This is a genomic window from Wolbachia endosymbiont (group A) of Cydia strobilella (assembly GCF_964026745.1).
Classification (GTDB): Bacteria; Pseudomonadota; Alphaproteobacteria; order Rickettsiales; family Anaplasmataceae; genus Wolbachia; species Wolbachia pipientis.
In genome coordinates this window covers 894182-907766 of record NZ_OZ034694.1, presented here as the reverse complement: position 1 = coordinate 907766, position 13585 = coordinate 894182, and the positions used below count along the sequence as shown (strand labels likewise).

Annotated in this window: 15 protein-coding genes and 1 pseudogene; 7 read left to right on the top strand and 9 right to left on the bottom strand. The window is 34.6% G+C overall.

Annotated features, from left to right (window positions below; all coding sequences use genetic code 11):
• Positions 1–19 precede the first annotated feature (19 nt).
• Entirely contained in the window at positions 20–169 is a 150-nt protein-coding gene (locus AAGD76_RS04510) for a hypothetical protein (protein WP_264374079.1), read from the top strand.
• Here the strand turns inward: AAGD76_RS04510 and AAGD76_RS04505 are convergent.
• From AAGD76_RS04505 to AAGD76_RS04485, 5 genes and pseudogenes are all read right to left on the bottom strand, one after another.
• On the bottom strand, positions 144–1691 hold the full coding sequence (locus AAGD76_RS04505; RefSeq protein ID WP_264329829.1) for a UDP-N-acetylmuramoyl-L-alanyl-D-glutamate--2,6-diaminopimelate ligase: 1548 nt from the start codon (positions 1689–1691) through the stop codon (positions 144–146). The genes AAGD76_RS04510 and AAGD76_RS04505 overlap by 26 nt on opposite strands.
• Positions 1666–2899 (bottom strand): annotated as a pseudogene (gene metC, locus AAGD76_RS04500) (cystathionine beta-lyase). The gene AAGD76_RS04505 and the pseudogene metC overlap by 26 nt, the downstream one beginning before the upstream one ends.
• Before the next feature lie 7 nt (positions 2900–2906).
• A complete protein-coding gene (locus tag AAGD76_RS04495) occupies positions 2907–3191 on the bottom strand; it encodes a BolA family protein (protein WP_077188332.1) in 285 nt (94 codons plus the stop codon).
• 78 nt (positions 3192–3269) lie between these two features.
• A complete protein-coding gene (gene dnaK / locus AAGD76_RS04490; protein WP_341820438.1) occupies positions 3270–5192 on the bottom strand; it encodes a molecular chaperone DnaK in 1923 nt (640 codons plus the stop codon).
• Between the two features lie 86 nt (positions 5193–5278).
• Positions 5279–7042 carry a ribonuclease E/G gene (locus tag AAGD76_RS04485; RefSeq protein WP_095742804.1) on the bottom strand — a complete coding sequence of 588 codons (1764 nt, stop codon included), beginning with the start codon at positions 7040–7042 and terminating at the stop codon, positions 5279–5281.
• A gap of 149 nt (positions 7043–7191) precedes the next feature.
• Here AAGD76_RS04485 and rpmG point away from each other — a divergent pair, with 149 nt between their 5' ends.
• Both rpmG and AAGD76_RS04475 read left to right on the top strand, forming a co-directional pair.
• The gene (gene rpmG / locus AAGD76_RS04480) at positions 7192–7392 is read left to right on the top strand and encodes a 50S ribosomal protein L33 (protein WP_010082633.1); all 201 of its coding nucleotides are present in this window, start codon (positions 7192–7194) and stop codon (positions 7390–7392) included.
• Between the two features lie 25 nt (positions 7393–7417).
• Entirely contained in the window at positions 7418–7693 is a 276-nt protein-coding gene (locus AAGD76_RS04475; RefSeq protein WP_010082632.1) for a helix-turn-helix domain-containing protein, read from the top strand.
• Positions 7694–7881: 188 nt separating this feature from the next.
• On the opposite strand, the gene AAGD76_RS04470 is transcribed toward AAGD76_RS04475, so the two are convergent.
• The gene (locus AAGD76_RS04470; protein WP_264374075.1) at positions 7882–8010 is read right to left on the bottom strand and encodes a hypothetical protein; all 129 of its coding nucleotides are present in this window, start codon (positions 8008–8010) and stop codon (positions 7882–7884) included.
• On the opposite strand from AAGD76_RS04470, the gene AAGD76_RS04465 reads away from it, so the two are divergent.
• Positions 8002–8331, top strand: coding sequence for a transposase (locus AAGD76_RS04465; RefSeq protein ID WP_341820230.1), 330 nt, complete (start codon positions 8002–8004; stop codon positions 8329–8331). The two genes, AAGD76_RS04470 and AAGD76_RS04465, sit on opposite strands and share 9 nt — an antisense overlap.
• Before the next feature lie 122 nt (positions 8332–8453).
• Positions 8454–8927: a transposase gene (locus AAGD76_RS04460; protein ID WP_250296353.1), complete on the top strand. Its 474-nt coding sequence runs from the start codon at positions 8454–8456 to the stop codon at positions 8925–8927.
• A gap of 232 nt (positions 8928–9159) precedes the next feature.
• Here the strand turns inward: AAGD76_RS04460 and AAGD76_RS04455 are convergent, their stop codons facing one another.
• Positions 9160–10041, bottom strand: coding sequence for a zinc ABC transporter substrate-binding protein (locus AAGD76_RS04455; RefSeq protein WP_010962934.1), 882 nt, complete (start codon positions 10039–10041; stop codon positions 9160–9162).
• On the opposite strand from AAGD76_RS04455, the gene AAGD76_RS04450 reads away from it, so the two are divergent.
• A complete protein-coding gene (locus AAGD76_RS04450) occupies positions 10033–10773 on the top strand; it encodes a metal ABC transporter ATP-binding protein (RefSeq protein ID WP_038199232.1) in 741 nt (246 codons plus the stop codon). The two genes, AAGD76_RS04455 and AAGD76_RS04450, sit on opposite strands and share 9 nt — an antisense overlap.
• Positions 10770–12200, top strand: coding sequence for a 2-polyprenylphenol 6-hydroxylase (ubiB, locus tag AAGD76_RS04445; protein WP_070356945.1), 1431 nt, complete (start codon positions 10770–10772; stop codon positions 12198–12200). The genes AAGD76_RS04450 and ubiB overlap by 4 nt, the downstream gene beginning before the upstream one ends.
• Positions 12201–12616: 416 nt before the next feature.
• Here ubiB and AAGD76_RS04440 read toward each other — a convergent pair whose 3' ends face one another.
• Both AAGD76_RS04440 and AAGD76_RS04435 read right to left on the bottom strand, forming a co-directional pair.
• Positions 12617–12952 (bottom strand): transposase, encoded by a 336-nt coding sequence (locus AAGD76_RS04440; RefSeq protein ID WP_049973597.1) that lies wholly within the window; start codon positions 12950–12952, stop codon positions 12617–12619.
• A gap of 167 nt (positions 12953–13119) precedes the next feature.
• Complete coding sequence (locus AAGD76_RS04435) at positions 13120–13467, bottom strand: IS630 transposase-related protein (protein ID WP_022626382.1); 348 nt, start codon at positions 13465–13467, stop codon at positions 13120–13122.
• Positions 13468–13585: the final 118 nt, after the last annotated feature.

Genomic DNA, 13585 nt, shown 5'->3' with positions numbered 1-13585 from the left:
GGCTATTTTATAATGAATTTTGTCAGTAGCCACCAGATTTTTTCAGTTGCTATGCAACAAAGCCATCCCAGTGTCAAGCACTGGGATGACATCACTTTTGCTTCAATATTCGCACATTAGCGGAGGTAAGCCCATTGCGAAAATCAGTATGTTAAGGCATGATTTTTAATAACCTCAACATCGCTAAATTCAAAAGTTTGGTTGCCTATAATTTGAAATTTCTCATTTCCCTTTCCTGCAACTAGCAGAATCATACCCTCGTTATAGGCAATATCTACGCCTTTCTCTATAGCTTCTCTCCTACCTCCTATCTCCAGTGCATCAGGGCAATGTAGCAAAATATCGTGGCGAATTTTTGCCGGATCTTCATCACGCGAATTATCATCTGTAATTATTACTTTATCTGCATACATTTGTGCTATTTTGCCCATTTCTGAACGTTTCGTCTGATCGCGATTTCCACCGCATCCAAAAACTAGAATTATTTTTTTGTTGATATGCCATTTTAAAGACAATAGGGCTTGTTTAAGCGCACTTGGAGTATGAGCGTAATCCACGAATGCAAAAGGTTTCACTTTTTCCATTCTTCCTGGTGGAGAAACGAGTTTTTCTACGCATATTTCTCTGTAATTTAATCCAGATATACCAATTGCACATAGCAGATTATATGCTTGAAATTTTCCTAAAACTGGGAAAAATGTATTGTAAATTTGGTTATCAATTTTTACTGTAAGATGTTGACCATTAGGGGTTGATGTTTGCTCTAATAAAGTAATATCAGAGCCTTTTTTTCCATAAGTCACAACTTTATTACTGCGTTTTTCAGCTATTTTAAGCAATGCGCCGTATTCATCTATATCCGCATTTAAAATCGCTGTTTTTCCTTCTGGTAATACTTCGTAAAATAACCTTTTTTTAGTTTCTAAATATCCACCAAGACTTTTATGGTAATCTAAATGATCTTGCGAGAAATTAGTAAAAGCTGCAGCACTCAACTTTAATCCATGGATTCTGTATTGATCAATCCCATGACTTGATGATTCCAACACTAAGTGTTCTACACTTATACCACGCAATGTTGCGTAAAGGTCTTCTGCACCTGGAGTGGTAAGGCTGTTGCTATTACCTTTTCTGCCATTATTGATGCATGTTCCAAGTGTTCCAATAGACGCAGCATTATAGCCAGAGTTTTGCCAGATCTGGCGGCAAAATTCTACTACTGAAGTTTTACCATTTGTACCAGTTACAGCAGCAACATATTTGGGCTGTTTGAATTGATAAAACCTGCTGACTATTTCGCTGTATATTTCTTGAGGGTTTGGGTGTTCAAGCACTGCAAAGCTCGAAGTATCTGTCATTCCAGTGCGTGACACTGGAATCCAGTTTTTATTATACAATTGCCTAGTGTGCTCATTTGCAATTAAATTTTCTGGATCCAAGTAGTCAAGCACTGGGATGACATCTTTCTTGGCCCCTTGTATCACAACGTCTACACAGTTGTGTACGTAACACTGTGATTCAGTAGGAAGGATATGGATTCCAGTATCGCATGTTGCGTATTCTTTACTCCTTTCTGACACACAAACAAAAAGATAACCTTCCTTGACTCTCTTGGGATTACATGTAACGCCCTTGATTTCAATATCAAAGTTAACATCAATAATGTTATGCAGTAATTCTCTCAGTTTCATCTGCCAGCTTTGATATTCAAACATGGCAGTCTTGCTAGTGCAGCATTTAAATCAGAGATCAAATCCTCAGAATCTTCTAGTCCACAAAATATCCGCATGAAACTTCCACCATAATCTGAATTCATTACAGATCTTGACATAGATCTACGATCTATTGGTAATATCAAACTGTCGCACCCTCCCCAAGAAGCACCAATACTAAAAATTTTCATATGATCAACCATGCAGCTTAGTTCTTCACATGAATATTCTCTATCCAGTATTATACTGAATACGCTACTTGCTCCTTTGAAGTAACTTTTCCATAATTCGTGTTGAGGATGGGAGGGAAGTGCTGGGTACAAAACTTTTTTGATTTTTAAATGTTTTTCTAGCCACTTTGCCACTTCCATTGCTGTATTTTGGTGCCTTTTTATACGTGTGTGCAGTGTTCTTAGTCCCCTATGTGCAAGGTAGCAGTCGTGCGATTGAATGGTTACTCCATAATTTTTATAGCTCTCATAAAGCAATTTAAAAGTTTCACCTTCAGCAACCATAGCTCCCATCACTAAATCTGAGTGACCGGCTAGATACTTTGTCACCGCATATAGTGCAACATCAACTCCATAATCAAGCGGCTTAAATAACAAAGGAGTGGCCCATGAATTGTCACAAACGGTCACAATTTTATGTTCCTTAGCAACTTTTACTATATGCTCTATATTTGAAATCTCAAACGTTACAGAACCAGGAGTCTCGATCATTATCAATGAAGTATTACTCTGAATTAAATCAGTTATATCCTGTGTTGGATCATAAAAAGTTACTTCTGTTCCTCTTTTTGGTAGCTCATTTTCTGCAAACCTCCTAAGCCTATAATAACTATTATCTTGAATTAAAACGTGCGAGCCTGCTTTAGCGAAAGTTAGAATAGCAAAAGTAAGTGCAAATAGTCCGGAAGGATAAATAAGCGCTTGTCCACTCCCTTCAATTTCAGCCAGTGCATTTGAAAGATAATGAACAGTAGGAGTACCAACATTACTGTAGCTATAATCCCTTGCAACACCATCATTGATTACATCGTATATACTTTCTCCATTTGCTGCATTTAAGTAGTCCTTGTAAGTAGGGAATAATATGGTAGAAGAATGATAAACTGGCGGGTTCATGGAACCTTTATAGTCATTAAATTTTCTTCCTGCTTTAACTAATATAGACTCTTCCTTCACATTTTTATTATTTATTTTTTAAATTGTACTCATCTTGCGTATACAAGTGAAGAGAAATTGCATGTATTAGCTCTATCTCACCCTTCAATAACTCATAAATCAACTTGTGTCTTTTTAGAACGCTCATTCCAATAAAGCCGTCAGATATTAATATTAATTTAATGTGCGAAGGTAATGTTGAAGATGAAGCAAAATAATGATCAGCATGCTTTGCTGATTCATCGATAATGTTGATATCAATTACATCTATCGAATCGCGTATCTTTTCTTCTATTGTTTTAATAATATCCATAATGGTTTCTTTAAGCAACAATATGCTCCTCTTGTCATCTTGTCATCCCAGTATCAGCTACTTGGATGACAATCGCAATTACTTATTCTCTTCTTTATTATCTATGTCTTGATAATCAGAATCTACTACTTTTTCCTCTTTATCATTTGGATTTCCTTCTGATGAAAAGCCATTTTCAGCACTATTTTGTTGAGATGCTTGATACATAGCTTCTCCAAGTTTCATAGATAATTGAGAAAGATTAGTGACTTTCTGCTGTATTGAATCAGCGTCATCAATGTTATCAGATTTACTAACTTCTTTTAATTCGTTAACTGCATTTTCAATAGCAGATCTATCTTCTGGTGAAACTTTATCACCATACTCTGTCAGAGACTTTTCTGTAGAATGGACTAAGCTATCCGCTTGATTCTTCACTTCAATAAACTTTTTGCGCTTTTCATCTTCTTGCGCTTTTTCTTCAGCTTCTTTTACCATGCGATTTATTTCATCATCAGATAAACCACCTGAAGATTGAATGCGTATTTTTTGCTCTTTTCCAGTAGCTTTATCTTTTGCAGAAACGTGTGCTATTCCATTTGCATCTATATCAAATGTCACTTCAATTTGTGGCCTTCCGCGCGGAGCAGGAGGTATCCCTTCCAAACTAAACTGACCGAGTAGCTTATTATCAACTGCCAGTTTTCTTTCACCCTGATGCACCTTAATTGTAACAGCTGTTTGGTTATCTTCTGCAGTTGAAAACACCTGAGATTTTTTAGTAGGAATTGTAGTATTACGCTCAATAAGTGGAGTGAATACTCCTCCTAGAGTTTCAATACCAAGAGAAAGTGGGGTCACATCAAGTAGTAACACATCTCTTACATCACCTTGAATGATCCCCGCCTGTATTGCAGCTCCAATTGCTACAACTTCATCAGGGTTAACTCCTCTATGTGGATCTTTGCCAAAGAATTCTTTAACTTTCTCTATGACTTTTGGCATACGAGTCATGCCACCAACAAGAACCACTTCGCCAATTTGACTAGCAGATAAACCAGCATCCTCAAGAGCTTTTTTACAAGGAGCCATAGTTCTTTCGATTAAATCATTCACTAAGCTTTCAAGTTTTGCTCTCGTTAATTTCATATTTAAGTGTTTTGGACCACTTGCATCAGCTGTAATAAACGGTAGATTTATTTCCGTTTCCATTGCACTTGATAATTCAATTTTCGCTTTTTCAGCAGCTTCTTTGATTCTTTGCATAGCCATTGGATCATTTTTCAAATCAATGCCATTACTTTTCTTGAATTCATCTAGTAAATAACTCACTACTCCATTATCAAAGTCTTCACCTCCAAGATGGGTATCACCGTTTGTTGCTTTCACTTCGAAAACTCCATCACCTATTTCAAGTATTGAAACGTCAAATGTACCACCACCAAGGTCATATACTACTATTGTGTGCCCATGTTTCTTATCAAGACCATAAGCAAGTGCTGCAGCAGTCGGTTCATTTACTATTCTGAGTACATTTAATCCGGCAATTTTTCCTGCATCTTTTGTTGCTTGACGTTGAGAGTCGTTGAAGTATGCTGGCACTGTTATCACAGCATCTTTTACTTCCTCTCCAAGATAAGCTTCTGCTGCCTCTTTCATGTTTTGTAGTATAAATGCACCAATTTGACTAGGAGAATATTCTTTATTATCAGTTGTTTTAACCCATGCATCACCACTTTTTGCTGCAAATACTTTGTATGGTACACTTAGATTTTTCACCTCAGGATCACTATATTGACGGCCTATTAATCTCTTAGTAGCAAAAAAGGTATTACTTGCATTGGTGGTTGCTTGCCTTTTTGCTGGAGCACCAATCAACCTTTCTCCTGAAGAAGTCAATGCAACTATAGATGGAGTAGTTCTTGCCCCTTCTTTATTTTCTATTACCTTTGTATCCTTGCCCTGCATTATTGCAACACAAGAATTTGTTGTTCCGAGATCTATGCCTATTGCTCTTCCCATAATGAGTACCCCATTGTAAATATTATCTGATATAAGAATATATAAGTATAGGGCTCATTAATTACAAGCCCAATTTAGGTTTCTAATTAGTTATTAGAACTTAAAAGGCGCGAAAGCCACTTAGTCAGCCAAAAATTGCCTCGTAGTTTATTTGAATTATCAGCTTCTTCATTGCTGCTATCCCCAATTTGGTATCCAGAGTTCTGTAATGGCTTATAACCGTTTAAATTAACATCATCTCCTTGTTTTAAAACAAATGTATTTACATCTAAACTGTTATCAATACTAACGTTCAATGTAATATTAAACTCTTTTTCGATTGTAGAAACTGTATTGCGTTTGTTATTAAAAATGTGCGCTATAACTGCACTGTGTGCTACTAAATCAAAAGACTTATTTCGATTCTTGTTAGCAATATGTTGTAAATCCCTTAGTATTGATGAAACAATTACTTCGTTTGATTTTACTCTTCCAGTACCTTTGCAGTGTAAACACTCTGTAGTATTAATTTCTTGTATGTTTGGTTTAATTCTTTGTCTTGAAAATACCATTAAACCAAAGTCATTTATGTAGCTAAATTGAACTTTAGCTTTATCATCTTTAAACGCTTGCTTTATAGCAGACTCAACAGCTCTGCAATACTGATATTTCAACATATCAATAAAATCGACTACTATTAATCCTGATAGGCCCCTAAGATTCACCTGTCTTGATATTTCAGGTACTGCTTCCATGTTGGTTCTATAAGCTGTTTCTTCTATGCTATCTTCTCCTGTCATCTTTCCTGAATTTACGTCTATTGAAACAAACGCCTCAGTTAAAGTTATTATCAAAGACCCACCAGATGGCAATTCTACTCTATTGCTATATAACTCAGAAATTTGATCTTCGATTCCGTAGTAAGTAAAGATCGGAGCATAACCTCTATACAATCTATAGCGCAACTTACTACCTTTTAGTGCATTGTTAGCATATTGCCTAACTGCCTCAAAAGCTTCCTTTCCAGACACTATAACTTCTATACCATCGCTACAAAAATCACGAACAGATCTCATAATTACATCTGCTTCATTGTAAATTAATGATGGAACGTTTACAGAGAAGGCATTTTTTTGAATGCTCTGCCATAATGAGGATAAGTAATTGTAATCCTGCTCAATTTCTTTCTTATTTTTTCCTGAACCAACAGTTCTTACTATTAAACCTGATCTTTTTGGCAAGTTTATTGAACTCAGTATCTCCTTTAACTGCTTTCTGACATTAGCATCTTCAATTCTGCGGGACACTCCACCTTTGCTCATGGAATTTGGCATGAAAACACAGTATCTACCCACTAAAGTTATGTATGTTGTAAATGAAGCTCCTTTATTGCCTCGTTCCTCTTTAGTTAGCTGGACCAATACTTTTTGATTTACTGAAATAACATCTTGTAATTTGTATTTTTTATATAAAGGTACCTCTCTTACAAAACCACTACCTGATCCGTTGACATTCTTACTAGCTGCAGAATCTGAAGAAACATTTGCTGAGGCTTCTTCTATACAATCGTCATTTGAGTAGCCCTCAAAGATAGTTTCCTTTTCTTTTTCTGGAATGTTGAAGTAATCTAGAGATATCTCGGAAAAAGACAAAAAACCTTGCTTATTTTTCCCATATTCAATAAATACGGCTTGCAAAGAAGGCTCTATACGCTTTATATAAGCAACGTATATATTACCTCTTAATTGTTTTTTTTCCTTGAATTCTTGTTCAAATTCTACAACCTTGTTATTAATTGACAAGGCAACTCTTACCTCATTAGAACAGATAGAATTTTCTATCAATAATACCCTTTTACCACTATTTGTCACTTATTTACCGTTTGCTTTTTATTCTGAAGTTAACTTTATGCTACTTAATGCACTGTTGATTGTCAAGGATTTTGCAATCTGCATTATTCGATTGACTTTTAGTATTTTGCGTAATAAACTCGCATAGAATTTATTATATCATTATAAGTATGGCGAAAAAAAATGCTTCTTTGCTCGTTAAGTTAGTCAGCACTGCAATCAAGATAACAAAAACTGGTGAAGAAAAATCAACTGGCTATTTTTATGTAAAAAAGCGTAATCCAAAAAAGCTCACCAAAAAACTGGAGTTTAGGAAGTATGACCCAGTAGTCAGAAGGCATGTGTTATTTAAAGAAGAAAAACTAAAGTAATTTTTTTATAAGGAATTTTATTATTATGCAAAATTTACAATTAAGTTATCCTATAATAGTAGAGTTGGGGGATGTGAAAGATACAAAACTGAAATTAATAAAGGTCATTGCACAATTAATAAGTAAGAAGTACACAACACAGAAAAAAGCAGCAAACGCTCTAAAGATTGATCAACCTAAAGTATCTCAAATCAATAGGTCAAAAATCGAAGGGTTCTCCTTAGAATACTTGCTTAACTTATTGATTGTATTGGGCCAAGACATAAACGTAAGAATAAAGCATAATTCTAAACCTGCATAATATGGTATCCGTTCAGCGGAGTGGCAAAATAAGGTAGACAAGATAAATCAATCTCGGTGTCAAGCACTGGGATGACAAGGTATAAACCTTATCGTCATGCCGCCGCGAACCGTCATACCGCGATTCATTCGCGGTATCTCTAGATCCCGCTAACAAGTAGCGGGATGACGGTTATCAGGCCAGCACCCCTACGATGTCATCCCAGTGCTTGACACTGGGATGGCTTTGTTGCATCGCTCAAGTGAAAAGAACTGGCAGTTACTGACAAAATTCATTATAAATAGCCATTTAACTGTTGAAGAAAAAATATGCCACAAAAAATGAGAGTCAGTAACTGCCATGAATATAACAAATTTCTCCAAGAAAGAGGAAGCATTTTTTGTTATATCAATGACGCCATAGAAAATTGGTACGAGAATTGTCCAAAAATGCAGGGCGGCAACTATATTTATAGTGATAAAGTTGTGATTTTGGTGCATATAATCGTCAGTTTCTTTAGAATTGGTTTAAGACAAACAGTCGGGTTTATAAAAGGGTATTTGCAACAAATAGGAAGAGATTTGGCAGTTATCAGCTATTCACAAGCATCAAGAAGGTTTGAGAAACTTAATATTAAGATAAATGATTGCAGAAAATAATATGGAAGATATCGAAATTGCTATAGACAGTACAGGAATTAGTATATACAACAACACACAGCAAGGAAAATAGCACTGACAGAAAATATCGTGGCTATGAGCAAACGAGAAAATTGCACGTAATGTTGAATATAAACAACAAAAAAGCCATAGCTGTAAAATACAGTAACGGTGTCTACTCTGATCACTATGGAGCTTGTGATTTGCTAAAAGAAGTTGATTTTCAGCATGCCATAAAAGCACTATATGCAGATAGAGCATGTGATAGGCACAAGTTTTATAAGTTGTGTAACGAATATGATATAAAGACAAAAATTCCACCAATAAACAATGCGGCAGAACATCCAGAAATAGATTATATGTCTGACAGGAATGCTGCTATTAGGTTAATAAAATTATACGGTGAAGATGGCATGAAAGAATGGAAAAAAGAAGTAAATTATGGGAAAAGATCTTATATTGAAGGGTTTTTCTCAAGATTAAAGCAAATATTCGGATTTAGTTTTAGGAATAAATCTGAGATAAATCGAGAAAAAGAACTAAATGCTATTTGCTTAATAAATTCACTGATATTGGTATGGCTAAATTTGAGATAGTTACATGAATTTACCATAAATCACCATCTCATAAAGTGTGATGCAACAAAGCCCACTGGGATCCAGGAATTTTATTAAGTTAGTAAGCATAAAAGCAGCCATTTTATGTTAAAATACAACGTTTTGATGATTATGAAAAAGCTGGATTCCAGACTGGAATGACACCATTTGTTGTAAACTCACTTCTTCTTGATTTGTAGAACAATAAAACAGTAAGCTAAAAGGGAACTTATTACTCAACAAAACAAGACTTAAAATTTTGTGCAATGCTATTGATTATAGCTAGATATGCATCTTTTCCAGGCTCTATGTCTGATCCAATAGGATCAAGAACTACCATTTTTGCGTCATTAGAAAGGGCGTTAGGCTTTATGCTATCTTCCTGTGAATGAGCAAATATACATTTAACGTTTTCTTCCTTCATTATCTTTTTTAGCTTCATTAAACTCTTCATACCTATGTAAGAATCCTCTTCTATGGAAAGAATAGCGCTTGGATGATTTAGACCGAAATATTTTTCAAAATATTGATAAGCATCATGAGTAACGATGTATTTTTGATTTTTAAAATCATTCAGTTCTTTCATGATTTCTTTTACTTCTTGGTCTATTTTTTTTATAGCTTTTGTTGCATTAGAACTGTATCGATGGGAATTTCCTTTATCTATGTCAGACAATGTTGCACTTATAGAAAGTATCATGCTCTTTGCATTTTCGGGACTCAGCCACATGTGTAAATCTTTTTCATCTTGAATGTGAGTGATTTTTCTAGAAAATGAATGTGGCCGAGTAGGAAGTAGGTTGATTGCCTTTGACAATTGCACTAGTTCTTTATTATTTTTGGCGAAAGTTTGAACAAACGTCTCTAAGTTATCGTCAACATAAAATATAACGTCACTTGATTCTAAATTACTCGCATCAGATGGCTTTAATATATAATTATGTGCAGATGTTGCATAGCCAAGCAATTCCGGTTCTAAAATCCCTTCTGTAACAGAAGCTACAAGTGAGTGGATAGGTTTGATTGTAGCTACAACTTTTAAATTGGATGAAAAGGCAATATTATAGTATAGTGTAAGTGAAAGTAATAGAAAAAAAGCCAGTAAATGTCTCATATAAACGTTGAGAAGAAGTTAAATTTTGTCAATAAATTGAATAATGTCAATAATCGTGTTCTAAAAATAGAAAATCTTGCTCTCGCATATGATGGTAAAAGAATCCTTGACAATATCAATATGTTCATGGAAAGAGGAGACATAATTACAATACTTGGTCCAAATGGTGGAGGTAAAACCTCTTTAGTGAAAGCAATTGCTGGTATAAATAAAAATTATACTGGAAATATTGTGTTAGCTGAGAACACAAAAATTAGCTACATGCCGCAAAATTTTAGTATTAGTAATTTGATGCCAATAACAGTTGAATATTTTCTTTTAAATAGCTCCTTGAAAAGACTAAAGAAAAATCAATCCATTATTACAGAAACGATAGAGTTGGCTGGTATCGGTAACATTTTGAAAAATCAAGTGTTAGAAATTTCTGCAGGGCAAACACAATTATTACTGCTTGCACGTTGTTTAATTGCAGAGCCTGACTTGATCATTCTAGATGAACCAGTTAGTGCAATGGATATTAACGCGCGGGCTAAATTTTATGATATTATAAATAAAATAGCAAAAAAACGATTGGTATCGATTCTTATGACTTCTCATGATCTTAACTCTGCTCTACCATCCTCAGATTACATAATTTGTATAAATAATACTATCTATTGCCAAGGCAAGCCTGATGAGATTATGAAAAATAGAACCCTAAATGAAATATTTAGCAGTTACGCAGCGAAATGATTCAAAATATTTTGCGTCTTCTGCACATAACTACGGTGCTGACGCGTTACAATATATTACCTTATTTACTTCCACCATCAAAAAAATCAATAAATAAAATACAAGGCCACAAGCTAAAGTGTGCTCTTGAAAAATTAGGTCCGGTGTTCATTAAGTTTGGGCAGTCTATCTCATCACGTACTGATGTTTTAAATGAGGATATAACAAATAACTTGTTATTGATATGTGATAGATTGCCATCATTTTCACATAAAATAGCAGTTAAAACTATAGAAAGTGAGTTTAATTGTAAATTGAGCGACATTTTTTCAAGCTTTTCTGAAAAGCCAATTGCAGCAGCATCGATTTCTCAGGTGCATAGAGCGGTTACAACTGAGGGTAAGGAAGTTGCTGTGAAGGTTTTAAGGCCAAATATTGAGAAAACATTCTCAAGGGATATAAAAATGCTTTCTTGGCTTGCAGAAATTGCAGAAAAATTTAGTGAACAATCAAAAAGGCTGAGGCCAATTGAATTAGTCAAAACTTTTGCTGAAATTTGCCGATTAGAGTTAGATCTACGTTTTGAAGCTGCTCACTCTTCGGAACTAAAGGAAAACACAAAAAATGACAGAGGTTTTTACGTACCTGAAATAGATTGGAATAGAACTTCGAAAAAGGTTTTAACATTAGAATGGATAGAAGCAACGCCAATATACGAAGTTGAAAAACTGAATAATCGTAAGCAAATAGCTATCAATCTTATAGAATCGTTTTGCAATCAAGTATACAGGGATTGTTTTTTTCATGCTGATATGCATCCTGGAAATCTAATGGTTGATAGTAATAACAATATTATTGCCCTGGATTGTGGAATCATGGGTAGAATAGATCGTGAGACATGCTATTACGTTATAGAGATACTCAAAGGCTTTTTAAATCGGGATTATGATCACGTTGCAAAAATGCACTTTAGGGCTGGTTATGTTTCATCACAGCATAGAAATTTTGTCACAGCTTGCAGGGCAATAGGTGAACCCATTATTGGGCAGCCTATACAGAAGATTTCATTTGCTAGTTTACTTGCTCAGCTATTAAAAATAACTGGTGATTTTGATATGAAAGTTCAAACACAATTGTTATTGCTGCAGAAAACTATGATTTTACTGGAAGGGACATGTAGAAAGATCTACTCAGAAATCAATATGTGGAAAGTAGTTGAAGCGTGGATAAGCAGTCAACATGAAAATAAAATAGGGTATAGGGAAAAAATTAGAAGTTCTTATCCTGTAAAAACAATCCAAGGGATATTTAGCCTTATAGAAAAATTAAACCTAATAGCTGATAAAAAATTAGAAAACATCCAAATTAAAAATAAATCAAATGGAAAAGTCTATTTTTTATTGTGGTTTGTAATTATAATTCTAATCGTTAAACTTTTAATTTCTTAAACTATGGGAAAAAACTGCGTCAAATCCAATTTTTATTCAACTTAATTTTTAATCTGCAGGAGCCGAGTTGAGAATGTCCAATTTTCCACTTTCTTTATGTATCTGTTCAGCAGAGTGGCAAAATAAGGTAGACGAGAAAAGACAACTATAGGAACAAATGGGTGTCATGCCAGTGCGTGACACTGGCCTCTTGTTTCAATGTTAAACAAAATACCATAGAATTCAAAAAGACAATTCCTAGAAAATTTCTACATCCAAAAAAGGCATAAGTTATGTTAATGCTGTTTGAATGAGATGATATAAAGATAAGCCAAATTTTTACAAAGAAAACATTTCAAGCAGCAAGACACCTTTGATTGAAAGAGAGCACCAAATTTATGGGGTGAGTAACTGCGCTATTTCAACTATAGTATTTTCTAAAACGAATGATAAACGTCTAAAATGGTATTACCAACTAAAAGGTGTAAGTCTGTACATTGATGCATTAGAGGTCTGAGGCAACTTTTGATGGTGTGCCAACAATGCTCTATCGGATTTAGATCAGGTGAATATGTTGGAAGATAAAGCAAATGACAGCCAAAAGACTCTATTAATGACTTTGTTTTGGGAGTTTTATGGAATGTAGCATTATCCATAACTATGGTTGTATCACGCTGTAATTGTGGAAGTAATCTTCGCTCTAACCATACATTAAATATATCTTTATTACACCCTCCTGTGAAGGTCATTGGTGCAATAAACTTCTCATCCACCTATTATACTCACTCTTTCCCGCTTTTTTCCTGGAACATCAGCATATATTTTTTCTCCTCTTGGAGCTCGTGCATATTCTCGGTATAGTCTATTATCAACTCCTGCTTCATCTATATATAAAATGCTACAGTGGTCTATTTTTGAGACTTTATCGATAAATTGCTGCCTATCTTCTTGATTGCGCTCTTGATAGAATGTGACTTTTTTTAAAGGTTATTTTTAGCTGTCTTAATCTATACCAAATTGCACTTATCCCAAAGCCAAGGTTTTGTTTCATTTCTGCTAGTGTGTGATCTGGGTGTTTTTTGACATATTCTTTGAGTATTTCTGGATCTATTTTTCGAATAAAACCAGTACTTTTTACCGCTTTGAGACCTTGGCCAGTAGCTTTCTTTTTTAGCCATCTATATAGTGTTGCTATCCCTATCTCAAAAACCTCTGCAACTTCAACCTTTGACTTTCCTTTTTCTACCAAAGACACTGCTTTTTCCCTTAAATCTACACTATATACCATCGCTTTCCCTACTTTAAAAAAACATATTATACCTTTATCATTCGCTTTTGAAAATACTATAGTTAGCGGAATGACGGTTTTTCAAATTGTCGGTAAATCTAAGTCAGTTTAGCTATAA

What these genes read in the sequence shown, in the direction of transcription:
- AAGD76_RS04505 (WP_264329829.1), bottom strand. Translation starts at nt 1,691, where the DNA reads ATGAAACTGAGAGAATTACTGCATAACATTATTGATGTTAACTTTGAT.
- AAGD76_RS04495 (WP_077188332.1), bottom strand. Translation starts at nt 3,191, where the DNA reads ATGGATATTATTAAAACAATAGAAGAAAAGATACGCGATTCGATAGAT.
- dnaK (WP_341820438.1), bottom strand. Translation starts at nt 5,192, where the DNA reads ATGGGAAGAGCAATAGGCATAGATCTCGGAACAACAAATTCTTGTGTT.
- rpmG (WP_010082633.1), top strand. Translation starts at nt 7,192, where the DNA reads ATGGCGAAAAAAAATGCTTCTTTGCTCGTTAAGTTAGTCAGCACTGCA.
- AAGD76_RS04475 (WP_010082632.1), top strand. Translation starts at nt 7,418, where the DNA reads ATGCAAAATTTACAATTAAGTTATCCTATAATAGTAGAGTTGGGGGAT.
- AAGD76_RS04465 (WP_341820230.1), top strand. Translation starts at nt 8,002, where the DNA reads ATGCCACAAAAAATGAGAGTCAGTAACTGCCATGAATATAACAAATTT.
- AAGD76_RS04460 (WP_250296353.1), top strand. Translation starts at nt 8,454, where the DNA reads ATGTTGAATATAAACAACAAAAAAGCCATAGCTGTAAAATACAGTAAC.
- AAGD76_RS04450 (WP_038199232.1), top strand. Translation starts at nt 10,033, where the DNA reads ATGTCTCATATAAACGTTGAGAAGAAGTTAAATTTTGTCAATAAATTG.
- AAGD76_RS04455 (WP_010962934.1), bottom strand. Translation starts at nt 10,041, where the DNA reads ATGAGACATTTACTGGCTTTTTTTCTATTACTTTCACTTACACTATAC.
- ubiB (WP_070356945.1), top strand. Translation starts at nt 10,770, where the DNA reads ATGATTCAAAATATTTTGCGTCTTCTGCACATAACTACGGTGCTGACG.
- AAGD76_RS04435 (WP_022626382.1), bottom strand. Translation starts at nt 13,467, where the DNA reads ATGGTATATAGTGTAGATTTAAGGGAAAAAGCAGTGTCTTTGGTAGAA.